The 21,611-nt window shown below is 36.1% G+C and carries 25 protein-coding genes; 6 read left to right on the top strand and 19 right to left on the bottom strand.

What is annotated here, in order from left to right:
• Positions 1 to 299: 299 nt before the first annotated feature.
• The 5 genes from M3225_RS20525 to M3225_RS20505 all read right to left on the bottom strand — a co-directional run bounded on the left by M3225_RS20525 (position 300) and on the right by M3225_RS20505 (position 3,738).
• Positions 300 to 611: a hypothetical protein gene (locus tag M3225_RS20525; RefSeq protein ID WP_251396680.1), complete on the bottom strand. Its 312-nt coding sequence runs from the start codon at positions 609 to 611 to the stop codon at positions 300 to 302.
• A gap of 45 nt (positions 612 to 656) precedes the next feature.
• Positions 657 to 908 (bottom strand): HNH endonuclease, encoded by a 252-nt coding sequence (locus M3225_RS20520; RefSeq protein ID WP_251396896.1) that lies wholly within the window; start codon positions 906 to 908, stop codon positions 657 to 659.
• A 410-nt stretch (positions 909 to 1,318) separates the two neighbouring features.
• The gene (locus tag M3225_RS20515; RefSeq protein ID WP_251396678.1) at positions 1,319 to 1,705 is read right to left on the bottom strand and encodes a hypothetical protein; all 387 of its coding nucleotides are present in this window, start codon (positions 1,703 to 1,705) and stop codon (positions 1,319 to 1,321) included.
• A gap of 60 nt (positions 1,706 to 1,765) precedes the next feature.
• Complete coding sequence (locus tag M3225_RS20510; protein WP_251396676.1) at positions 1,766 to 1,957, bottom strand: hypothetical protein; 192 nt, start codon at positions 1,955 to 1,957, stop codon at positions 1,766 to 1,768.
• A 1,274-nt stretch (positions 1,958 to 3,231) separates the two neighbouring features.
• Positions 3,232 to 3,738 carry a CBO0543 family protein gene (locus M3225_RS20505; protein WP_251396674.1) on the bottom strand — a complete coding sequence of 169 codons (507 nt, stop codon included), beginning with the start codon at positions 3,736 to 3,738 and terminating at the stop codon, positions 3,232 to 3,234.
• A gap of 345 nt (positions 3,739 to 4,083) precedes the next feature.
• Between M3225_RS20505 and M3225_RS20500 the strand changes: the two genes are divergently transcribed.
• Both M3225_RS20500 and M3225_RS20495 read left to right on the top strand, forming a co-directional pair.
• Positions 4,084 to 4,725, top strand: a complete 642-nt coding sequence (locus M3225_RS20500; protein WP_251396672.1) for a site-specific integrase — start codon at positions 4,084 to 4,086, stop codon at positions 4,723 to 4,725.
• Positions 4,726 to 4,934: 209 nt separating this feature from the next.
• Positions 4,935 to 5,129, top strand: a complete 195-nt coding sequence (locus tag M3225_RS20495) for a tyrosine-type recombinase/integrase (protein ID WP_251396670.1) — start codon at positions 4,935 to 4,937, stop codon at positions 5,127 to 5,129.
• Positions 5,130 to 5,293: 164 nt separating this feature from the next.
• Here the strand turns inward: M3225_RS20495 and M3225_RS20490 are convergent, their stop codons facing one another.
• Entirely contained in the window at positions 5,294 to 6,304 is a 1,011-nt protein-coding gene (locus M3225_RS20490; protein ID WP_251396668.1) for an LLM class flavin-dependent oxidoreductase, read from the bottom strand.
• Between the two features lie 132 nt (positions 6,305 to 6,436).
• Positions 6,437 to 7,654 (bottom strand): MFS transporter, encoded by a 1,218-nt coding sequence (locus M3225_RS20485; protein WP_251396666.1) that lies wholly within the window; start codon positions 7,652 to 7,654, stop codon positions 6,437 to 6,439.
• Positions 7,655 to 7,819: 165 nt separating this feature from the next.
• On the opposite strand from M3225_RS20485, the gene M3225_RS20480 reads away from it, so the two are divergent.
• Together M3225_RS20480 and M3225_RS20475 are read left to right on the top strand one after the other, a co-directional pair.
• On the top strand, positions 7,820 to 8,101 hold the full coding sequence (locus tag M3225_RS20480) for an acylphosphatase (RefSeq protein WP_251396664.1): 282 nt from the start codon (positions 7,820 to 7,822) through the stop codon (positions 8,099 to 8,101).
• An 82-nt stretch (positions 8,102 to 8,183) separates the two neighbouring features.
• Positions 8,184 to 8,960 (top strand): 3-hydroxybutyrate dehydrogenase, encoded by a 777-nt coding sequence (locus M3225_RS20475; RefSeq protein WP_251396662.1) that lies wholly within the window; start codon positions 8,184 to 8,186, stop codon positions 8,958 to 8,960.
• A gap of 39 nt (positions 8,961 to 8,999) precedes the next feature.
• On the opposite strand, the gene M3225_RS20470 is transcribed toward M3225_RS20475, so the two are convergent.
• The 8 genes from M3225_RS20470 to M3225_RS20430 all read right to left on the bottom strand — a co-directional run bounded on the left by M3225_RS20470 (position 9,000) and on the right by M3225_RS20430 (position 17,826).
• Positions 9,000 to 11,411 carry a S8 family serine peptidase gene (locus M3225_RS20470; protein WP_285885801.1) on the bottom strand — a complete coding sequence of 804 codons (2,412 nt, stop codon included), beginning with the start codon at positions 11,409 to 11,411 and terminating at the stop codon, positions 9,000 to 9,002.
• A 738-nt stretch (positions 11,412 to 12,149) separates the two neighbouring features.
• Positions 12,150 to 12,587, bottom strand: a complete 438-nt coding sequence (locus M3225_RS20460; protein WP_013056909.1) for a S1 domain-containing RNA-binding protein — start codon at positions 12,585 to 12,587, stop codon at positions 12,150 to 12,152.
• Between the two features lie 181 nt (positions 12,588 to 12,768).
• Positions 12,769 to 13,590 (bottom strand): ammonia-dependent NAD(+) synthetase, encoded by an 822-nt coding sequence (nadE, locus tag M3225_RS20455; protein WP_251396661.1) that lies wholly within the window; start codon positions 13,588 to 13,590, stop codon positions 12,769 to 12,771.
• A gap of 34 nt (positions 13,591 to 13,624) precedes the next feature.
• Positions 13,625 to 14,305 (bottom strand): nicotinate (nicotinamide) nucleotide adenylyltransferase, encoded by a 681-nt coding sequence (gene nadD / locus M3225_RS20450; RefSeq protein WP_029321572.1) that lies wholly within the window; start codon positions 14,303 to 14,305, stop codon positions 13,625 to 13,627.
• 15 nt (positions 14,306 to 14,320) lie between these two features.
• On the bottom strand, positions 14,321 to 15,790 hold the full coding sequence (locus M3225_RS20445; protein WP_251396660.1) for a nicotinate phosphoribosyltransferase: 1,470 nt from the start codon (positions 15,788 to 15,790) through the stop codon (positions 14,321 to 14,323).
• Between the two features lie 23 nt (positions 15,791 to 15,813).
• Positions 15,814 to 16,362 carry a cysteine hydrolase family protein gene (locus M3225_RS20440; protein WP_251396659.1) on the bottom strand — a complete coding sequence of 183 codons (549 nt, stop codon included), beginning with the start codon at positions 16,360 to 16,362 and terminating at the stop codon, positions 15,814 to 15,816.
• Positions 16,363 to 16,433: 71 nt separating this feature from the next.
• On the bottom strand, positions 16,434 to 17,210 hold the full coding sequence (locus tag M3225_RS20435; RefSeq protein ID WP_251396658.1) for an NUDIX domain-containing protein: 777 nt from the start codon (positions 17,208 to 17,210) through the stop codon (positions 16,434 to 16,436).
• Between the two features lie 220 nt (positions 17,211 to 17,430).
• The gene (locus M3225_RS20430; RefSeq protein ID WP_251396657.1) at positions 17,431 to 17,826 is read right to left on the bottom strand and encodes a CDI toxin immunity protein; all 396 of its coding nucleotides are present in this window, start codon (positions 17,824 to 17,826) and stop codon (positions 17,431 to 17,433) included.
• Positions 17,827 to 18,171: 345 nt separating this feature from the next.
• On the opposite strand from M3225_RS20430, the gene M3225_RS20425 reads away from it, so the two are divergent.
• On the top strand, positions 18,172 to 19,260 hold the full coding sequence (locus tag M3225_RS20425) for an FAD-dependent monooxygenase (RefSeq protein WP_251396656.1): 1,089 nt from the start codon (positions 18,172 to 18,174) through the stop codon (positions 19,258 to 19,260).
• Between the two features lie 108 nt (positions 19,261 to 19,368).
• Here the strand turns inward: M3225_RS20425 and M3225_RS20420 are convergent, their stop codons facing one another.
• Entirely contained in the window at positions 19,369 to 19,704 is a 336-nt protein-coding gene (locus M3225_RS20420) for a helix-turn-helix domain-containing protein (RefSeq protein WP_028413477.1), read from the bottom strand.
• 182 nt (positions 19,705 to 19,886) lie between these two features.
• Positions 19,887 to 20,012 carry an anti-repressor SinI family protein gene (locus M3225_RS20415; protein WP_013056900.1) on the bottom strand — a complete coding sequence of 42 codons (126 nt, stop codon included), beginning with the start codon at positions 20,010 to 20,012 and terminating at the stop codon, positions 19,887 to 19,889.
• A gap of 283 nt (positions 20,013 to 20,295) precedes the next feature.
• Between M3225_RS20415 and M3225_RS20410 the strand changes: the two genes are divergently transcribed.
• Positions 20,296 to 20,766 (top strand): DinB family protein, encoded by a 471-nt coding sequence (locus M3225_RS20410; RefSeq protein ID WP_251396653.1) that lies wholly within the window; start codon positions 20,296 to 20,298, stop codon positions 20,764 to 20,766.
• Positions 20,767 to 20,830: 64 nt separating this feature from the next.
• Here M3225_RS20410 and M3225_RS20405 read toward each other — a convergent pair whose 3' ends face one another.
• Positions 20,831 to 21,028 (bottom strand): hypothetical protein, encoded by a 198-nt coding sequence (locus M3225_RS20405; RefSeq protein WP_098979922.1) that lies wholly within the window; start codon positions 21,026 to 21,028, stop codon positions 20,831 to 20,833.
• 115 nt (positions 21,029 to 21,143) lie between these two features.
• Entirely contained in the window at positions 21,144 to 21,572 is a 429-nt protein-coding gene (fosB, locus tag M3225_RS20400; RefSeq protein ID WP_251396651.1) for a metallothiol transferase FosB, read from the bottom strand.
• Between the last annotated feature and the right edge of the window lie 39 nt (positions 21,573 to 21,611).

Genomic DNA, 21,611 nt, shown 5'->3' with positions numbered 1-21,611 from the left:
AAAGGCAGCTACATTAATGCATAGTTGCCTTTTTGTTATGTTATATTGTAATGGTTTATATAACGATTGTGATAATCTATTCTGAAGTATATGATTGTAAAATATCTTATAGGTTTATTCATTTTTTGTTTAGGAGAAGCAGTTAATCCCAGATTTTTTTATGTTTTTTAAGGAGTCCTAGAACGTACATAAAATTAGTAAACTGCCTTCACATTCATTAGAATACGATGTTAAAAGAGATAAATTTTAGTGCATGTAAAAGAGCCCTTCTACAAAACTAAAGAGTTCTTTCATAATACCTAATGAGTTTCTACTTCTTTTAAAGTGTCACTATTATCTTTCGGATTAACTTTTACGTAAGTCCCATCTTCTTTGAGAATAAAGGTGTCATTTTGGAAGTGTGTTAAATAGGTACAATAAACTTTATTCCTTACTGAAACATCATCTTTTGCTTCCTGTTGAAAATATTTTTGAATCTCCTTAGCTACATTATTAATATAAATATTTTCAATGTTAAGCGTATCTTTACTTGTTTTATTGAGGACCATTCGTTCCCCAATGACTTTAAAAGTCAACAAAGTTTTTTGGAGGGGGACTTCACCATTTCTCATCGTTCCATTTATTTTTTTCTTTTGAAATTTAAAACGATCATGTTTTTAATTATGACATTTCACTTCACAATTGTTTATATCCAATACAAGCTCAGGAAAATTTTCAGTCTCTTTCAAATGGTCAACATCTAAACGTTTATGTTTACCTGGATCATGATTATCTGTATAGACTAATCCATTCCGCTTGCATGCTTGGCATTCATAATTATCACGTTTTAATATTTCAAGCCTTAATTGTTTCCATTCTTTTGATTTGTAAAACTTTAACTTCTGTTCTTTTGTCTTATACTCTTTCATAACAATCAATCACTCACTCATATTAAGTAAGTAATCATTTGGTGTGGTATCAATACCAACCATAGTTGTAATCTTATTCACTAACTTTGCTAACTTATATAATGATTCAATCTCAGTAGTTGTTGTAATTAGTTCATTACTTATACTCCACCTATTTACTACATCAGCATAACTATGAGAGAATACCGATGTCTAATGCACACATCAACAATCTTAAATATTATTTTAATATCATCTAGCTTCTCGTTAGTAGTATTAGATGCATAGATTGGTGTATACTTATCATTCCTCATCTACATTGCCACCTTTTCCTTTGTATTTATTATTTAACACATATTCAACTTACATATTATGGACATAATAAAAAGCCACCCACTGTGAGTGACCTAAATTTATAAAAATATTAACTTTTATTTCAGCTCTAAAAGTAAATAACTTAGCGCCCTATCTAATGCTTCAGATATAGTTTCAACCTCTTCAATCAACTTTGCACCAGATTTTAAATGATAAGCCAAACCTGTATCGAAAATTTTAATTCCACCAGCAACTTGATAGTTAGATTTTAAAACTTTGCTCAAACTCAATGTAGGTCCTTGAATTTTGAATGAAATTAAACAGTCTGGAAATGAAATTTCATTTTTTTCTTTATTAAAATTGGCTTTAGACTGTTGATTATCATTTAGCTTTACATTTAACATCTCAATGAAAGAATCAATAATATCTTGAATCAGTAACAGTTCGAAATGCTTTCCTGAAATTTTAGAAACATATGCATTAATCCAATTTTTATCGACCATATCTATTACCACCTTTTGTCTATTCTATTCGACAAAAAGTTATTTATTCTTACCTTATTATTATTTTTTTTCTTCTGTAACCATAAACTGCACCACATTATTTAAATTGATATGCACTAGCTCTTTTTCATTCGAAACAAATTTTTCATGTTTTGTTATATGACTAATGACTTCTTTCTTTGATATGGCTTCAAATTTTAATTCCTTTGTCCTACCGTTTATAAATTCAAAAACAACTTTAAATTTAAGCATATGTGTATCACCTCTTCACCTACTAGTTCGACAAAGAATGACAAATCACCTGTTTTTAATAAAAAAGGACACTGATGAATCAGTATCCTTATGCTTATTACTTCAATAGTAACCCCTGAAACTGAAAGGTATGGCAGGCCCTGAAATAGGCGTCTGTCCCCCAACCCCAAATTTTGGAGCCTTAGCAGGATAACCCAATGGATAATTCCCCCACCAACTTTCAACTTCACCACTAGAATTCAGTACATATCCAGTAGGACGTCCAAAAGAAGGCATGAAATAAGGGTAGAAAGCATAGTTAAAAGGCGTATAGAAATTAGAATAGAACATTTAATCACCTACTTTGTCTTAAAGGTGTTAATACAACTCGTAAACAAGAGCCTTCATTAAAGTATGATAGCTTTCTTGTTAGCGTGTATCATATGTTTAGGTAAAATGACGAAGGGTTACTTAGCTAAAATTGTCTACTCTAATTTTTAAAATCACATTGACCACTTCGCCTATTTCTCTAGCCCGTCTATACAAATTTGACAACCTAAACATACTTTAAGGTACATTCTATTTTCTTTATCATAATGAAAAGGTGAAAACATACGCCTTCTTATATCAATTCACTTACAATTGTTAATGTATCGGGGGAACTATTATTCTTGGCAACGTAGGTCAAGTATCCCCCCGTTACAAGTGCAAATTCCAATTCACAAACAAGCTCTTAGGATCAAACTCCAGTCCTAACTCGAATTCAACAACAGGCTCTCAAAACTCTTCTACTACGATGCCTAGTTCAACATCTCCTGCGGCACCTAGTTTTGGTAGTGGAAATCCAAATCCACTTTGAAATTTCATAATATACCCGCTTATAATAAACAAGATCATAAAGGGTTATATTGCTAATTTCCATTTGCACTGTGAACATTTGCTTAACATGTTTTTAAAATAAAAACACCCTTGGAAGAGGGTGCTCTCTGAAAAGTTTCTTCATCGAAAGGAGAAACCGTTCACCCACAAAGGGAACGGCGGATCATTTATATATAGTATGTGTGTCTTTTTAAAGTTTATACGTAAAATAGAAACAGCACCCTTAGCAAAGGTAGTGCGTCTACAATAGAGAAAAAAGGAAGTTGATTAGTAGGACCTTAAACTACTAACCAACAGTTATAAAGTTACCTATTTGATATTTCTTATACTAAGTATTTTTCGTTAATACCATAATAACCTTTCGTCTTTCTTTCATAATTCTTTCACTTTTCTCCCTTACATATAGCGGTCATACTCTAACTTTTTGGTGTAATCTTTTGCTGCTTACTATCAATTATCCTTACAACTCCAATAAATGACCTTGTAATTAAAGATTTAATAATAACACCGCCAAATGTATGGTACCATTTCCAGCCTTTATTCCATTTGATTAAATCTGTTTTTTTAACTGCCCATAACTCAACCAAAAAAGCAGGAAACGTAATTAGAACCAGTTTATAAATAATAGCAAAAGGCTTATCTTTTATTGTCATTTGGTTATATAGAACTGTAAAGGTTGGGTATATTAAATAATCAAATAAAATGTGGGTTCTAAATAGTTTTGGTAAAAAACGGGATGGATATTGAACTACTTTATAGGTAGTAAGAGCCTTATCGACTATACCATTCGTAGCAGCATTATATATATATACCAATAGCCAATCTTTTATTGGCGGTTTCCTAAGGATAAGAGGGATTATGCCAAGTAGGTTTGTAATTAAAATTACACGTAAAAAGTTTCTATCAAAATTTTTCTTTTTCATTAAAATTCACTCCTTCCCAGGGATAGTATGCTCTATAGAAAAAAATAAATGTAATAATTCTCTATTCTTCCTTATTTATCTTTTAAAGATCCTAAAAAAGACACCTTAGGTGAACTGCACCCCAATTGTTAGACAAAGAAACTCTAATAATTGGGGTGTTTTTATGTCAAGACATACATTTGCAGACAAGTTAAAGGCTCAACCTGCTTCAGTTGAAATATTTTATAGCGCCAATGGAGTGATCCATATACATAAAAATAACTAATGTTAAACACAAGTTACTTAAAGGAGGTGAAATAGAGATTCTTATCGATTGGTTTAATATTTTTTAAAGAGGTGATTAGATTGGCAAGCTATCGCCAGCGAGGAAAGAAGTGGGAATACAGAATTAGATACGTAGATCCTTCTTGTGGAAAAACGAAAGAAATATCAAAAGGTGGTTTTAGAACCAAATCAGAAGCTAAACTTGCAGCCGGTGAATTAGAAAAACAAATATATTTGGAGAAACATTCTCTTTTAGAGAACCGGGAAAAATTAATTAAAGATTGGTTTATCGAATGGCTCGAGGTATATGGTAGTCAGGTTCAGTTACGAACATTAAAAAACAGAAAAACCTACGTTAATAATCAAATTATCCCCTACTTAGGTGATTTCAAGCTTAATCAACTACCTAGACTAGAATATCAGAAATTCATCAACAGATTAACTGAGAATTATTCACTAGGTACAGTTAAAGCTATTCACTCAATTTTTTGTATTGCTATAAATAAAGCTGTAGAGCTAGAAATGCTAACTTACAACAAATATAGAAATATCTCTATAAAAAAAGAAAATGATATTTCTGAGAGAAAAATTAATTATCTTACAAGAGATGAAGTTACCATTTTTATGGATACAGCAAAACAGTGCCCTTTTTATCAATATATCGTAGCTATTACCCTTTTGCGTACAGGCATGAGGAAAGGTGAATTAATTGCCTTGCATTAGGACGATATTAATTTTAAAGAAAAAACTATTAGCATTACTAAAACACGGAGCAGTCATGGCTTGAAGCCTCCTAAAACAAACCGTATTATACGGACGATAAGTATTAATGATACATTGGTAACTGAATAAAGGTAAATGAATTAAAAAATATCAAACTTGCCAAACGAAATAAACTTAAATACGGAGCTAATTATATTGAACAACAGTACATGATTACCCAAGCTAATGGTAAAGCCCTTAGTGAATTTCGAATTAACGATATTATGAAGGCTATTACCAACAAGGCTAAACTGCATCACATAAGCCCTCATGGTTTACGACATAATCATGCAATTATGTTATTAGAGAGCGGAGCTGACATTAAATTCGTAAGCGATCGCTGGGACATACTAACATTAAAATGACAGCTGATGTATATCTTCATATTACAAAGAAATAAGAATCTGAAAACATTACTAAGCTAGATCGTTATCTAAGTAATTAGTGAGGCAAAAATGGGGCAAACGCCGATTACCCACTCTTAAACCCCTCTCATATCAATAGCTTACTCACAAGCCCCATCTTTTTCTTAAAAAAATGAGGGTTGAGGAAATAGCTCTGCAAGCAATTCATAAGACTTCTTTTTCGCTTCATAATCATGGATATTTGTAATAATTAAAAATTCGTCGTTATCGTATTTTTGCTGCAGCTGAATCAATTCTGTTTTTACTTCAGCAGGATTTCCTACGATCATACGTGGACGATTGCTGCTCACTTTTTTGAGCTCTTCTTCTGAATAAGAACGATTGTGCACTTCTTCTATCGATGAAATCGTTGTATCTCCACCTTTAGCTACTTTCAACAGCCAATCATCTAACGTTTTGGCATGCTGCTCGGCTTCTTCTGTTGTTTCTGCGCATACAACAAATACGCATACGTTAGTTTTAGGCTTTGATTGATACGAAGAAGGGATAAATTCTTGTTTATAATGACGAATGGCTTCCTGTCCACCAACTGAATAAATGAAATGTCCAAACGTAAAAGAGATGCCCAGCTCAGCAGCTGATCTTGCTCCTCTTTTGTTAATACCAAGATGCCACAGTTCTGGCTTTGTTTCACTTAACGGATAAGCCGTCACACCGTAATACGGATGATCGGATGGTAAATTATGCTCAAGATGTCCTTTTAACGCCTGAATTTGACGCGGAAATTCATTGAGACTTTTACGGACTCCATCTGTGAGCGCTAGTCGGGTCAGCGCATCTCCTCCCGGTGAGCGTCCAAGACCTAAATCAATTCGATTAGGAAACAGATTTTCAAGCAGCTGAGCATCTTCTGCTACTTTATACGGGCTGTATTGAGGAAGAAGGACTCCTCCAGACCCAATTCGGATTCGGCTCGTTTGAGAAGCCAAGTGAGTCATTAAAAGCGTCGGAGATGAGCCTGCAAGACCGTTTGTATTATGATGTTCCGCTACCCAAAAGCGATGGTAGCCTAACCCTTCTGTTAATTTAGCCAGTTCCACCGTGCGTTCCAACGCTTCCTTTGGTGTTGATCCGCTTGAAATAGGAGACTGATCCAATACGCTTAGCTTAATCATAGCTGCTTCTTCCTTTCGATTTTCAATTTCTATTGTTTCTATTGTAGGAGAAAAATATGAATTCGTCTTGAAATTTGCTTCACGCTTATAGAAAAAAGGCAAACGCTAAGCTGCGTTTGCCTTTTCTTTTTCTTATTTTGTTGCATGCATATCTTTAACACGCTTATCGCTCGGTAACAGCCATGTTAACAGCCCTAGGATTGGAAGATAGCTGCAAAACAGCATAATAAACTGAAGGCTGAATACATCGGCTAATTTACCGAATACAACAGCTCCTAAAGCTCCCATTCCAAAAGCAAGCCCTACAATCAAGCCGGAAACCAATCCAATTTTCCCCGGCATCAGCTCCTGAGCATAGACAACCGTGACGCTGAAACTTGACTGGAGAATAAAGCCGATTAACACTAAAAGAGGTGCTGCAACTCCTAGAGAAACGTGAGGCAGTAATAAAGTGAATGGTACTGACCCTAACATAGAAAACAATAAAATATTTCGTTTTCCGAAACGATCGGCAAGCGGACCTCCAAAGAATGTTCCAAATACCCCTGCAATCATAAATAAAAAAACGTAAAGCTGAGCGCTTTTGATAGACAAATTAAATTTTTCAATGATATAAAACTGAAAGAAATTGAGTATGCCTGCTCCGTACCATGAACGTGCAAAAACAAGAAAAATTAAAAGACCAACCGCAAAAATAATTTGCTTGTTCATCGTAAATGAAGCATCTGATTGCTTTTTCTTCAAGCGTTGACGATTAGCTAACTCTGATTTATACCATTTAGAGACACTATACAAAACCACTACGCCTATACCTGCAATTAATGTAAACCAAATCGTTCCAAACTGACCAAGTCCGATAAAGATAAATGCCGTAAACAGCGGAGCCATCGACTGTCCCGTATTTCCACCAACTTGATAAATAGACTGCGCCAGCCCCCGTTTTCCTCCTGCTGCCATATACGCTACGCGAGAACCTTCCGGGTGAAAGATAGCGGATCCGAATCCTACAAATAAGACAGATATAATCACAAAATAAAAATTTGGCGCTAAAGCGAGCCCAACCATACCAATCATGCTTAGACACATCGCAATTGGCAATAAAAATGGCGATGGACGCTTATCGGCAAATACGCCAAACACCGGCTGCATAACCGATGACGTCATATTTAAAGCAAAGGCAATCCAACCAATTTGCGTGTAGTTTAAATTCATCGATTTTTCAAGGACAGGAAAAAGTGCCGGTATAACGGACTGCATACAATCATTTAGAAAATGTCCTAAACTAATAGCAAATAAAATACGGTAAATCGTCGCCCGCTGCGCTTGCTGCGTTCGTGCTGCTGCTTGCATTCATAACCCTTCTTTCTTAATTTAATCTACATTATAACTGTTAAAGTCTTACAATGTCATAACTGTTAAAGTCTTACAATGTCCTTTTCTATTATACAGTGAAAGTTACGATTGTAGTTGTTTTCTTTTTATAAAAAAGGGAAAATTGCCTGTGAGGTGAGAACAGTGAAAAAACATGTGCATATGCTTGTAGATGGACGCGTTCAAGGCGTAGGGTTTCGGCACTACACGCAGCTAAAAGCAATGGAATGTTCCATTAACGGATGGGTACGAAATCGAGACAATCAAAAAGTAGAAATTGATGCTGAAGGTGAAGAAAAAAATATCCAAAAATTTATTGAAGAAATTAAAAGAGGCCCCTCTCCGTTCGCTTCTGTTAGCAATGTGGAAGTAAAGATAGTAAACACCCCTTCCTACACCCATTCTTTTCGCGTGAAATACAGTTAAAAAACTCGCTAAATCAAGATAATTTTTGATAAAATGGAAAAGTAAGCGATTTTATATAATCTACATATAAGGGGGAAAAACGATGGTTGAAAACAAAATTGTACTAATTACAGGTGCAGCTCAAGGTATTGGTTATCAAATTGGTGAGCGCTTTGCTGAAGACGGAGCCACTGTTGTCTTAACTGACTTAAATGAAGATGGCGTTAAGAAAGCAGCAGACAAATTGAACTCAAAAGGCTACGAAGCGTTAGGCATCAAAGCAGATGTGACAAATGAAAGTGATATTGAACAAATGATTGCTCAAACGGTTGAAACATATGGCCGCCTTGATGTATTAATTAACAATGCTGGCATGCAATTTGTTTCCCCGCTCGAAGAATTTCCTACTGAAAAATTTGAACTTTTAACGAAAATTATGCTTGTTGCACCTTTTGTTGCGACCAAGCATGCGTTTCCTATTATGAAAAAGCAAAAATTCGGCCGTATTTTGAACATGTCTTCCATTAACGGATTAATCGGTTTCTCAGGAAAAGCAGCGTACAACAGTGCCAAGCACGGCGTGATTGGCTTAACGAAAGTGGCCGCTCTTGAAGGTGCAGAGCATGGCATTACGGTAAATGCGATTTGTCCTGGTTATGTTGATACACCGCTTGTTCAAAATCAATTAAAAGATTTGGCACGTACACGAAATGTAGCGCTTGAAAAAGTACTAGAAGAAGTCATTTATCCTCTTGTCCCTCAAAAACGCTTGCTTGCTGTCGATGAAATTGCAGATTATGCAATGTTTTTAGCAAGTGATTTAGCAAAAGGCGTAACCGGCCAAGCTGCTGTGATCGATGGTGGATATACGGCTCAATAAAAAAGAGAGTGTCAGTTAGACTGGCACTCTCTTTTTTATTTATTTAATTTCAAATTCTCCTAAAGAACCAGTCGTCTGACCTGCTTTCACTGCTTCTGCGTATAAATAATACGTTCCTGCTGGAAGAGCTTCACCATTAATTTTTCCGTCCCACGTTGCGCTAGAGAATCCTTTTGCTACATTCGTATACGAACTTAACAATTCCCCTTTTTCTAACGTTGCATCGTAAATGTAATAGCTAAGCTTCTCTGCTCCTCCTGGCAAATAACTGCCGTATTCAAATGATCCATTTCCAAGTACATCTACATAAGCAGAAGTAACGCGAGGATAATCCGGCTCTTTTACAAATAAGATGGTTGGAACATCGTACGTTTCTTTATTGTTACTTACGGTAATTGTGCCTTCGTAATAGCCAGGAGATAATTTCCCTGCATCTACTTTTACATTTAGCTTTACTTTTTGCGTTTTTCCTGCATTAATCACTAGATCATTTGTTGATTTAACGTCAATTGCTTGATGGCTTTTCTTAAATTTTACTTTGATTGAGTATTTTTGACTGTGATTTGATAGATTTTTAATGTTGAAGCTTTGTTTTTCTACTTGTTTCCCTTTATCTTTATAAAATACACCGTACGAGTGACTTCCTGGTGTAATAAGAGTTTTCGCTTTAATTGCATCTACTACACGCATGCTTCCTGCACCTTGCGTATTATGAGGGTAAATCAGTCCATTGCGGTCACGAAGCAGTTCCGTTGTGTTCATTAGAGATGCTTTTACGTCTTCTACTTTATAATTTGGATGCGCCTGTAAAATTAATGCTGCTGCTCCTGCTACGTGCGGTGCGGCCATACTTGTTCCTTGTTTTGATCCATATCCATGAGGATTGCTTGGATCATTTGTTGGCACTGTGCTGATGATATCTACTCCAGGTGCCGAAATGTCCGGCTTAATCATCCACGTATCCACAACCGGTCCGCGAGATGAAAAGTCGGCCATTGTTTCATCGACTGTCTGATCAAATGTTGCAGTAAAAGAGCCAGTGACGGATCTTTTTGCTAAAGAAGCTACCAAAGCTTGTCCATCGGCTTGTGATAGCCGAATACTTGGCAGAGATGTACCTAGAATATCAGGGATTGTTCCTTCTACGTTGTTGTAAATCACCGTGGCAACAGCACCGGCTTTTTTCGCATTGTCAACTTTATCTACAAACGCAATGTCACCGCGAGAAATAACCGCTACTTTTCCTTTTACATCCTTTCCTTCAAAGTCTTCTGGTTTTCCAAGTCCGACAGGTACAAATTCATAATTTTTACCGCTTGCATCCAGTAACGCCTTGTCATTTGGAAAGCCCATTATTTCAGCTGAAGCATAGCTTGCGTTATCTACAGTTAATGACGTTTTATACAGATTGTAAGGAAGCTGAGTCGCACCAACTGAAATAGCTTCACGAGACGTTCCCGGAGAGCCCACTGTCCAATTAGCTGGTCCGCTGTTTCCATTTGATGTAACAGCTACTACCCCTTCTTCCATTGCCCAATCTAATGCAATACTTGTTGCCAAGTCAGGATTATTAATCGTGTCTCCAAGTGACAGGTTCATTACATCCGCCCCGTCCTCTACCGCTCGTTCAATACCGGCGATCACATCTTCTGTTGTCCCTGTTCCTCCTGGGCCTAATACACGATAAGCAAGTAAATGAGCGTCAGGAGCTACCCCTTTAATTTTCCCGTCCGCTGCAATTGTTCCCGCTACGTGTGTACCGTGCGTTGTCGCTTCTCCTTTTGGATCTCCCGCCGGCGTTTCTTGAGGGTCTTTGTCGTCGTCAACAAAATCCCATCCTTTATATTTCTCAAACGCCGACTTTAAATCCGGATGGTCATAATCGACGCCTGTATCAATAACGGCTACGGTCATATTTTTACCTGTATACCCTGATTTCCACGCTTGATCTGCTCCCACATAGTAAATGCTTTTATCCATTTCAGAACCGTATTCTTCGGCGCTCACTTCTTTCGATTTCACTTCCGTTGTATGATATTCAACGCTTGGGTAAATAGCTTTTACTCCGGGTAAACTTGCTACTTTTTCAAGATCATTAGCTGGAAGTTCCGCTGAAAATCCAGAAAACACTTGGTCATATTCTCGCTTTACTTTCGAAGTTTTAGAAGCTTTTGAAAGCTCCTTTTTCACTTCATCACGCGCTTTTTTAATCTTTCCTTTACTTTGTGCTACTCCTTTTTTCTTCGCTTCCGCTACAGATTCTTCATTTAACTCAACAATAACTTTTACTTTTTTGGCTGATTTTAAGTTATAGTCTCCTTGAATTTTGACTAAAGACGGTTCAAGCGCCGGCTTTGAATTTCCGTTAGCGGATGCTCCCATTGCAAAAGAAGATAAAGCAACCGAAAATGCTACTGTACTTAATACAGCCCGAATTGATCCTTTTTTCATCGTTTTTCCCTCTCCATTTCTCTCTATAACTCGTGCTACTATGTATGTCTTCATCCCCAGAACATACGCACCTTTTACTTAGCTAGTGAGCTAAAAATTTAGAATAGTATGGAAGTTCTATATATTGCTATAAAATCCTTGAGTCTATGGAATCATTTTATATATTCCTGCAAACTAAGCACTAATGCTCAAAAAAAGAAGAATTTTGTCTGTTCTTCATCCTTTCGAAACTTTTTTATTCCTAAAATTATGAAGAGATTAGATGAATATGCAAGAATACTGACGAATTCCTGTTAATTTAACTATTTCTATCAGGGACTCATTCCTACTTCCCTTCGTTTACTTACAAGATTTTTTTATTATTCTAAGAAAATTTTTCTTATGAGCCTTTTTATTTTAGTATTTATTATTTAGAACATAGTTTAATTTAATAAAAAATATTATACTTAATTGAATGAAATTTTTAAAAATTACGAATAATAAAGGGAGGTCGTGCAGATACTAACGTCAACGCTCGCAAAAAGGGAGGTATGATTATGATAGATTTAAATTTCATCCTACTCATCCTTGATCTTCTCTCATCTCTTGTCACTATTGGCATCTACTTTACAACCAAGTAAGTACCTAACCTTCTCTTTACTCTTCTACCGCATATACTAAGCTATTACAAAAAAGAAGCAAGCCAATTTTTACTGGCTTGCTTGAACTATATAATAAAGTAGTTAAAGTGGAAGGGATTTATCCGCGTCTTCCGCCTCTGCCACCTCGTTTTGATTCAGTGCTGCGTTTTAGCGTAGATAAATTATCTTCACTATCTTTTAAGAAACGCGCCATTTTTTGTTCGAAGTTTTCCTTTGGTTGGAAGTTGCTTTTAGAACGATTATCATTATTTCTTGCCTGACGTGGCGGGCGTTGTGAATAAGAAGATGAGGGTCTTTCAGGTTTATCTATCGCTTTTTTAATGGATAATCCAATTTTTCCGTCTTTCTCATTAACGACTTTCACTTCAATTTCTTGACCAACTTTAAGATGGTCATTAATGTCTTTTACATAGCTGTCAGCTACCTCACTAATATGTACAAGCCCAGTTTGACCTCCAGGTAATTCTACAAATGCTCCAAAATTAGTAATACCTGTTACTTTACCTTGTACCTTGCTACCTACTTCAACTGCCATAAAAAATGTTCCTCCTCAATAATATTAAAAGCACTTCATTATACCAAAGTGCGTAAAAATAACAAAGTGTGTATGAGAAAACAATTCGTTAAATTACACTTTTCTCGCCTCTTTTTTGTTTTATTAAAGAAATCGGTCAAAATAATGCCCATATTAGATATACCTAATATGGGCATTTCTCTCATTTCCACCACTCATCAAACATGCTAGCCGGTAACTGACGCTTATGTTCAGTAATACGATAGCGCTGTTCAATTTTTTCAGCCGCTTCTTGTGATACTTCTTTTCCTTCCAAATAATCGTCTAGTTCATCATAAGAAATTCCTAGTTCTGTTTCATCAGATTGACCAGGACTATTATCTAATAGGTCAGCCGTTGGTACTTTTTCGTACAATCGTTTATCTGCACCTAATTCTTTTAGCAATGCTTTTCCTTGACGCTTTGTTAATCCCGTTAGAGGCAGCACGTCTGCTCCGCCATCCCCGTATTTTGTAAAAAAGCCTGTTACTGCTTCTGCTGCATGATCGGTTCCGATAACTAAAAGGCCGTTTTCTCCTCCGATTGCATACTGTACAATCATACGCGTACGTGCTTTGACATTTCCTTTATGAAAATCAGACAGCGCTATATCCGTAGCACCTGTAAATGAACTTTCAAATGCTTCCACCGTGTTTTTGATATTAAACGTATATGTTTCATTAGGTTTAATAAATTCTAGTGACGCCTTCGCATCCGCTTCATCATGCTGCGTGCCATGAGGCAAGCGAACGGCTACAAATTTTGCTTCATATTCTTCTTTTCGCAATTCGTCTACAGCAATCTGCGCTAATCGTCCAGCTAAGCTAGAGTCCTGCCCTCCGCTTATACCTAATACAAAGCCTTTTGCATTTGCTGACTTTAGGTAGTTTTTCAGAAAATCAACGCGGGCACGAATTTCTTGTGCTGGATCAATTTCAGATTTCACATGTAACTCTTTTCTTATTCTTTCTTGCATGTCTGACATGATACATGCTCTCCTTCCATTATATGTAGATTTCTTACTGATACAATCCATGTTTTTTACTATAAAAATAACAGAGATCAGGCATTAAATATCTTGGTTCTCCGCCCCGGGCAAATTCTTGACGAATATAAGTAGAGCTGATTTCCATCGCTAGCCCTTTATCAAGAAGCTGAAACCGACCGTCGTCATAATTTCGAAGCAAGGGAGAATGACTAATAGCTTTCAACATGTCTATTCCCTCTCTTGCCATGATGATAAACTGGTTTTTACTAATAAGTTCATCTGCTTTCTTCCACTTGCCTTCACCAATATCTTGAAGTAAGTCGGCTCCCATGATAAAAAATAAGTCAGCGTGTGGAAGCAATTTTTTAAAATGTTCCATAGTGTAGTATGTGTAATGATAGCCGGGCAATACGTCTAGCTCATACGTATCGAGCAAAAATTTCGGGTTGTCTTTAATCGCTAAGCTAACCATATTTACACGGTGCTCATCGGACGTTTGGAGCTTTTTATCTGTTCGTTTGTGCGATGAAGGCAAAAAGATAATAGCATCTAACTTCTTTCGATGAGCGACCGTTGATGCCGTCCAAAGATGAACATTGGTAACCGGATCAAAAGAAGAACCATAAATTCCAATTTTCGCTCCTTTTTCTAAAAGCTTATCTATTTTCTTATCAGGATTTAGCTGTTGAAAATAAGCAAGCGTATCTGACATGTCCCCAGCTCCCTACTATTTTTTATTTAGGGCTTCCTCTACTTTATGTTTTACGTACGCAATTTGACGCGTTTTATTTTCCCAACATTTTTCACTTAAATCCACTGGATATTCTTCAGGATTGCGCGTGCGCTTATATTCATCCCAAAGCAGCTCTAAATTATCTTTTACGTACTGCTGAATTTCCTGAAGTTCTTCTGTTTCATACACAAGTTTTCCGTTTACAAAGATATCATGATGAAGTTCTTTTGCCTCAAAATTTGTGACGAATTTACTGATAAACGTATGAACAGGATGGAACATTTTTAAACGTTCTTCGCTTTGAGGATCTTCGTCTTCCATAGTGATATAATCCCCTTCAGATTTTCCGTTCAAATTATTAATAATACGATATACGCGCTTCAACCCTGGTGTACTCACTTTTTCAGGATTCGCACTAATTTTAATCGTATCCATCATCTCGCCATTTTCTCCTTCAATAGAGACGAGTTTATATACTGCTCCAAGCGCCGGCTGATCATATGCAGTAATTAGCTTAGTACCAATTCCCCACATGTCTATTCGTGCCCCTTGCGACTTTAAATGCATAATTGTATCTTCATCTAAATCGTTGGAAGCAACAATTTTTGTCTCTGTAAACCCTGCTTCATCTAACATTTGACGAGCTTTTTTAGACAAATAGGTTAAATCACCGCTGTCTAAGCGAATCGCTGTAAAATTAATTTTATCGCCTAATTCTTTTGCTACTTTAATGGCATTGGGAACTCCTGATTTTAACGTATCGTACGTATCAACTAAAAATACACAGTTTTTATGGCGACGAGCATATTTATGAAATGCAATATATTCGTCTTTATAAGCTTGCACCATCGCATGAGCATGCGTTCCTGCCACTGGAATTCCAAATTTCTTTCCTGCTCGCACGTTAGAAGTAGCACCAAATCCACCAATATAGGCTGCTCTTGTTCCCCAAATGGCAGCGTCCATTTCTTGAGCGCGTCGTGTTCCAAACTCCATTGCCACTTGATCTCCTACTACATGTTTGATTCGAGCTGCTTTCGTCGCAATCAGCGTTTGGTAATTCACAATATTCAAAATAGCTGTTTCTACGAGCTGCGCTTCAATTAATGGTGCTTCTACACGTAAAATTGGTTCATTATGAAACACAAGCTCACCTTCACGCATACATCGAATCGTTCCAGTAAACGTAAGATCTTTTAAGTAAGCTAAATAATCTTCTTTAAAACCTAATTCTTCGTGCAAGTACGTTAAATCTGATTCGCTAAATTTAAATGCTTTAATATATTCAATAATTCTTTCTAACCCAGCAAAAACAGCATACCCATTCCCAAAAGGAAGTTTGCGGAAGAAAACTTCAAAAACAGCCTTCTTTTGATGAATATTATCTTCCCAATACGTTTCTCCCATATTAATTTGATATAAATCGGTGTGTAGCATTACGCTGTCATCTGTAAACATATTCATTGATTTCCTCCACTTTTATGTCCTTAAATAATTTCTGCTCCGAGGCAAGATTTAAAATGTTCAAGCGCCCACTCATGACCTTTTTGATTAAAGCTCGCTACAGCTTTTTCATAAATATAAATAGTAAATCCTTTATTATAGGCATCTACTGCTGTATGAAGTACACAGATATCCGTACATACACCTGCTAAGTAGACATCGGTAATTTGTCTTTCTCGCAGTTTAATCTCCAGATCCGTTCCAGCAAATGCGCTGTATCTCGTTTTATCGATCACTTCTACATTTGCCTTTGATTGATACACGTTATACAGATCATTTAACTTTCCGTATAGCTCTCTTCCTGCAGAACCTTCAATATTATGAGGCGGAAACAGCCCTGATTCTGGATGTAAAGAATCATTTTCTTTATGAAAATCAAGGGCAAACACGACATACTCGTCTTGCTTAATAAATTGACGCGTGATATCGCTTATGGACGTTTCAATTTGTCGCCCTGGTTCTCCGCATGTCAAAGCTCCGTTTTCAGCTACAAAATCATTTGTATAATCGATGTTAATCAGTGCTTTTTTCATTATGTTTCCCCCTCATAAGTAAAAATTAACAGTTAACATATTGTTAATTATTTGAATTGGCAGTTTTTCTTTTAATAACGTGCTGTATAGATTGGCTTCATCACATTCATCTCAACAAACCGGTAGAGTTTTGTTGGTTTTTTAGACGTTCTCGTCGTTGTTTTTCCATCTACTTCTTCAATAAATGGCAGCATTCTTATTTTCCGCGCAAAGGCCTGATCACTTTTAATCGCTGCATCATCCGTTACGGTAAGCAGCACAGCCTGCAGCTCAGAGTATGTAAACTGAGAAGGCAGAAACTTCTGAGCAATGGTCGTTTGCAATAAATCTTTCTTAATTTCCTTGATTGCATCTCGAATGATCATTTCATGATCAAAAGCTAAAGGCAATGAAAAGATTTCATCTATTTTAAATAATTCAACTCGAGCAGCATCATCATTCGCTTTTCGCTTTATTAGACTATCTTCTGGAACGATTGCATAATGTGCGTTTGTAATGACCCATCCTCTATCGTCTCTGCCGGGCTCATCATAGACACCATAGTGTTTTAAATGAATATCTTTTACGCCAGTTTCTTCTTCCAGCTCTCTTTTAGCCGCTTCAAAAGCTGATTCATCAGGCTGGACAAATCCGCCGGGAAGCGCCCACTTTCCTGCTTCGCTGTTCTTTTCTCCCTCTGCGTTTACCATTGCTCGTTGGATAAGCATTAATTTCAAACTCATTTTAGGTGGTTTGTATGGTTCTTTTTCTTCCGTCACAATCGTAAATACAGCAATATCTGACGTATAGCCATAAGGTTTAGGGTATTCTTTTTTCTTTTGATTCGTCATTGCTTTTTTGTTCGACATTCATCATTTCTCCTGATCGCTCTTTTTACAATTAACAATATGATTAATGTTAATTATATTTGTTTTATGGAAAATGTCAATACTTTTCCCACTAATTATAAAGAGAAGGTAATTTATGTTGTAAATAACGTTATGTTTCGTATTTTTTAGATTTTATATGCATAAAAAGCTGAGTGAAGAAGTTCTAATTCGCCTCCTCCCTCAGCTTTTTTCCTTTTAATTAACGTGCTGCTAAACCAATCATCATTTTACCGTCTTTAAAATACTCAATTACATAGTCAACAGACGGACAGTAAATAAAAGCTTCTTCTGTAAGATCAGCAGTTTGTTGAAAAAACAGTAAAGCCTGAGCTAAATCGACGCTTACAGCTTTAGTCGCTCGTTTCCAGAATAAAACAACTTGATGTTCTTTTATATTCATCTCTTGAAGCCATTTTTTGATTTCTTCAATATGCCGAGTGGACTTTTTAATTAATACTTTTCTCCAATTAATTTGCATGATCGTTAAAAAAGGAAAGGTATTTGAAAGTTTTTCGAAGTAAATGCTTGTCTGTCTTTTTGTTAGTAAATCTGCACTGTTACCCAATGTTTGAATATAATGTTCTATTTTTTTCATAATCATCCCCCAGTCGAAATTGGAGTTTGCTAGAATTTCCAGAGACGCTCTCTATACAATAGATACTCTTCTTGCTAAAAATCCCGCAGCTTTCCAACTGTGCTTTTTCTCAACAATTTTGAAGTTTCACCTTTTTATACAAATTATTCAAAATAATTCGTGTATTTTAGTTTACCATAAAACTTAATCTTTGACTTTGAATATGTAAAACCTTATCTGTATTTCAACTAAAGAGCGAATTCTATAGATAAAGAAAAGCTATAAAAAAGTTGACATTAACATTTATAAAAGTTAATATACTTACCAAAAGTAACTTAATTGCATATAACAAACAAGGGGAAGAAAATGAACTATCAAACAGATGTGTGTATAATAGGAGCCGGACCAGGCGGTGCTCTACTGGCCTATCTACTGGCTAAACAAAATATATCAACTATACTTATAGAGAGATCTGATAAGCTCGGAAAAGAATTTCGAGGCGAACATTTAAATGAAGATGGAGAAATGATTCTTAAGAAACATCATATATTTGAAAGAATTGAAAGCTTAGGCCTCCTTCGAATGTCTAGAGTTGAATACTGGAAAGATGGAAATATATTCAAAATGATAGAATCTGAAAATGGACATGCAGGAATTCATGTTCCACAGCAGCATCTTCTTCAGTCTATAAATAACCAAGCAAGTACCCATCCCTCCTACAAACTTATGCTAGGCACAAAAGTAACGGAGTTGATACAGAATGAGGAAGGACAATATACTGGAATAAAAGCTCAGCAAAAAGGCCGGATTGAAATAATGGTTGAAAGTAAAATCATTATTGGAGCAGATGGTCGATATTCAACTGTTCGCAAACTTGCGCATATAAAAAACAATATCCACAATCATGGATACGATTTGCTTTGGGCGAAAATTCCTGCTCCTGCCAATTGGGATCCTTCTATTAAATTTGCACTTGTGAAGCAACAGCAGGTGGCGCTTTTTTCTCAAGCAAAAGGCTTTGTTCAAATTGGATGGAATATTGAGAAAGGCAGTTACCCTGCTCTTCGAAAACAATCATTTAAACCGTTTATTCAGCGTTTAATAGACGCTTTCCCTAGCTTAAACCTTTCAATAGAAAGGTTTATTAAATCGTGGTTAGACTTTACACTTCTTTCTGTGCAAAGCAGCATAAGCGAAGTATGGTCAAAGAATCACCTGTTATTGTTAGGCGATGCTGCTCATACGATGACTCCTACTGGCGCTTTTGGATTAAATGAGTCATTAAAAGATGCTGACTTACTCTCTGACTTACTGCATCAAGTTTTTTATCAAAACAAAGATATTTCAGAAACATTGAGACAGTTTGAAAAGAAAAGAAAGCCAAAATTAATAACTCTTGAACGCATTCAGTTTCAGCGAGAAAAAGAATTCCAATCCCATTTTATTTCTTCTTAAGTCTACAAAAAAAAGATTCCATAGATAGATGGAATCTCTTTTTTGCAATCATGATTTTCTTTTAGCAGTTGTTCTATGTAAGTTCTCTTTTATGTATATTCCGCGAAGTTAATCTTGCTTTGCCCGCTGCCATTTTTGAAATTCAAGAAATTGTTTAAACTGCTCTTTGCTTATTCCTGACTCCGCCGCTTCTTTTGCTAACTCAAGCCACTCATTATCAATATCCAACGATTCAGCTTTATCCATCGGCTCATGAATCAATCTATCAATACTCACGTTCAATGAAGTAGAAATTTTATTTAGAAATTGAATAGATGGGTTGAGCTGAATTCCTCTTTCTACTGAAGATATGTACGATTTAGCAACACCCGCTCGGTTTGCAAGTTCTGTTAGCGATATTCCCTGTTTCATTCTAAGATCTCGAATACGTTGGCCAATTGTCATTTTAATCACCCTTACTGATGCTTACTTATCGATAATAATACCATAATTTCACTTTACCGTGCATTATAAATAAACGTTCTTACCGTAAAGGGATGATTATACATCTAGTGGACATAGCTTGAAACTCGCTATAAAGGTTATCTATGCTTGTTGAATTCTTTATTCCCTTACTATTGTATGGGCTAAGAATTTGAACTAATACTTTGTAAAAATTGTCTAACTTCCTCGATGCTTATGCCTGTTTGTTTTGCTTCCATTATGAGCATAACCCACTCTAAGTCTAACGCATTTTCGTCTTTAAAATTCATAATTCGTCTCCTTCCTTCTTTTCCCGAAATTGATAACGTTTTCTTTTTACTGTTTTTGGGCAATCTCCCTTATTTCTCACTATGATTTTACAGTATAATGGATATTACTAGAACATTAGATATTTTTTAATTACTCATTAAATTTATTGATTTAGTAGAAGAAAAGGAATTCATTTATGATGAAATTGTCGATTGCTATATTAAGCTCGATAACAATGAAAAATCAGAGTACTGGCTCGATCAAAAAATGCGGTATTTATTCAAATGAAAAGGGTGTGAATACATGAATTCTTACTGTGAGATGGTGTTTAATCAAATACACGTCAACATCCATTCTCTAGCCGCAATCATTGATGACGTTACAGAAGAAGAGCTTACTTATCGTCCCCTCCCTCACAAGCGGTCTATTCAAGAACTGCTGCAGCACTTATGTCTCATTTGTACTGCAGACTATCATATTTCCTTAGGTCACTCTGCAGATAAAATGAATGAGTTTTATCTGCAGCATCCAGCTTATACAAAGCTTGAACTCAAAACAGCTTTAAGAGATGGATTCAATCAGCTAAAAGCGGCCTACTCTTCTTTTGACGAACAGAAGCTATTTTCACTACAAACATCCTATTGGGGATGCACTTATACACGCTTTGAATGGCTGCTTGAAATTCAGTCTCATTTATACCATCACCGTGCAGAACTGTATACGCTTCTAACCTGTTACCGCAGAAACGGATTCGATGTAGTGCTTTTTGAGTGATATAATTTTGAAATAGAAAAAAGCAGTGAAGCTATAGCTTCACTGCTTTTTCTTACTCTCTATATTAGATAACCTTTATTTTTGTTTTAATTGTATAATATGTATCTGCCACTAGTCCTACTGCAAGTCCGCTAATCATACCGTACGGTAATACACCAGGTACATTTTGATAAAAAGTTCCGATTAACATCGCAGCTAGTATGCCAAAAAGTACGCCTATCACAATATGCGAACCAAATTTCACCTGTTTTGCGGTATACATTCTTCCTCCTCCTCACTTTTTTTCCATTATATCACAACAGCATCTTTTGTTTAATGATAACTGAGAGAAGAATGCGAATGTAATAGAATTGTAACCTTATATAACTATTTTGGTATTACTCTTCTAGCGAATAAAATTTCATATGAGGTTTGGCTTCTTGGTAATATGTTAAGCAGTCTTGGAGCGTACCGGTATGAAATTCAAATTTATGACCGTCAGGATCCGTAAAATAAATAGATTTTCCGTCTCTCTCGTCACGATTTCTTTCCGGTAAGATGGTTACATTATGCTGTTTTAACAGTTCTTTTGCTTCATCAAAGCTTTCAATGGAAATAGAAAACGCTAAATGAGTATACGAATACTGAATTTCTGATCTAGGGATATTTTTTTCCTCGTTTAACGCCAGCCACAATCCATTCAGACTAAAGTAAGCGGTGGATTTTCCTTTCACTAAAAGTTCCGCTCCTAACACTTTATGATAAAATGTGATGGACCGTTTTAAATTTGACACCGAAAAGCACATATGATTAATTCCTTGAATCATCTCTTACCCTCGCTTTCTAGAAACAAAGTACTTTTTTAT

The organism is Priestia aryabhattai (assembly GCF_023715685.1).
In the GTDB taxonomy this organism is placed as follows: Bacteria; Bacillota; Bacilli; order Bacillales; family Bacillaceae_H; genus Priestia; species Priestia aryabhattai_B.
Note: the sequence above shows the minus strand (reverse complement) of the source record. Positions and strands in the feature narration are given on the sequence as shown.

Excerpts from the sequence above, each read along its gene's own strand:
- M3225_RS20485 (WP_251396666.1), bottom strand. The coding sequence starts at position 7,654 with ATGCAAGCAGCAGCACGAACGCAGCAAGCGCAGCGGGCGACGATTTAC.
- M3225_RS20415 (WP_013056900.1), bottom strand. The coding sequence starts at position 20,012 with ATGAATTTTAAAGACGAAAATGCGTTAGACTTAGAGTGGGTTATGCTC.
- M3225_RS20445 (WP_251396660.1), bottom strand. The coding sequence starts at position 15,790 with ATGAATATGTTTACAGATGACAGCGTAATGCTACACACCGATTTATAT.
- M3225_RS20515 (WP_251396678.1), bottom strand. The coding sequence starts at position 1,705 with ATGGTCGATAAAAATTGGATTAATGCATATGTTTCTAAAATTTCAGGA.
- nadD (WP_029321572.1), bottom strand. The coding sequence starts at position 14,305 with ATGTCAGATACGCTTGCTTATTTTCAACAGCTAAATCCTGATAAGAAA.
- fosB (WP_251396651.1), bottom strand. The coding sequence starts at position 21,572 with ATGATTCAAGGAATTAATCATATGTGCTTTTCGGTGTCAAATTTAAAA.
- M3225_RS20410 (WP_251396653.1), top strand. The coding sequence starts at position 20,296 with ATGAATTCTTACTGTGAGATGGTGTTTAATCAAATACACGTCAACATC.
- M3225_RS20440 (WP_251396659.1), bottom strand. The coding sequence starts at position 16,362 with ATGAAAAAAGCACTGATTAACATCGATTATACAAATGATTTTGTAGCT.
- M3225_RS20420 (WP_028413477.1), bottom strand. The coding sequence starts at position 19,704 with ATGACAATTGGCCAACGTATTCGAGATCTTAGAATGAAACAGGGAATA.
- M3225_RS20495 (WP_251396670.1), top strand. The coding sequence starts at position 4,935 with ATGATTACCCAAGCTAATGGTAAAGCCCTTAGTGAATTTCGAATTAAC.
- M3225_RS20490 (WP_251396668.1), bottom strand. The coding sequence starts at position 6,304 with ATGATTAAGCTAAGCGTATTGGATCAGTCTCCTATTTCAAGCGGATCA.
- nadE (WP_251396661.1), bottom strand. The coding sequence starts at position 13,590 with ATGTCAGACATGCAAGAAAGAATAAGAAAAGAGTTACATGTGAAATCT.
- M3225_RS20460 (WP_013056909.1), bottom strand. The coding sequence starts at position 12,587 with ATGGCAGTTGAAGTAGGTAGCAAGGTACAAGGTAAAGTAACAGGTATT.
- M3225_RS20520 (WP_251396896.1), bottom strand. The coding sequence starts at position 908 with ATGAAAGAGTATAAGACAAAAGAACAGAAGTTAAAGTTTTACAAATCA.
- M3225_RS20470 (WP_285885801.1), bottom strand. The coding sequence starts at position 11,411 with ATGAAAAAAGGATCAATTCGGGCTGTATTAAGTACAGTAGCATTTTCG.
- M3225_RS20525 (WP_251396680.1), bottom strand. The coding sequence starts at position 611 with ATGAGAAATGGTGAAGTCCCCCTCCAAAAAACTTTGTTGACTTTTAAA.
- M3225_RS20510 (WP_251396676.1), bottom strand. The coding sequence starts at position 1,957 with ATGCTTAAATTTAAAGTTGTTTTTGAATTTATAAACGGTAGGACAAAG.
- M3225_RS20475 (WP_251396662.1), top strand. The coding sequence starts at position 8,184 with ATGGTTGAAAACAAAATTGTACTAATTACAGGTGCAGCTCAAGGTATT.
- M3225_RS20505 (WP_251396674.1), bottom strand. The coding sequence starts at position 3,738 with ATGAAAAAGAAAAATTTTGATAGAAACTTTTTACGTGTAATTTTAATT.
- M3225_RS20405 (WP_098979922.1), bottom strand. The coding sequence starts at position 21,028 with ATGTATACCGCAAAACAGGTGAAATTTGGTTCGCATATTGTGATAGGC.
- M3225_RS20425 (WP_251396656.1), top strand. The coding sequence starts at position 18,172 with ATGAACTATCAAACAGATGTGTGTATAATAGGAGCCGGACCAGGCGGT.
- M3225_RS20430 (WP_251396657.1), bottom strand. The coding sequence starts at position 17,826 with ATGAAAAAAATAGAACATTATATTCAAACATTGGGTAACAGTGCAGAT.
- M3225_RS20435 (WP_251396658.1), bottom strand. The coding sequence starts at position 17,210 with ATGTCGAACAAAAAAGCAATGACGAATCAAAAGAAAAAAGAATACCCT.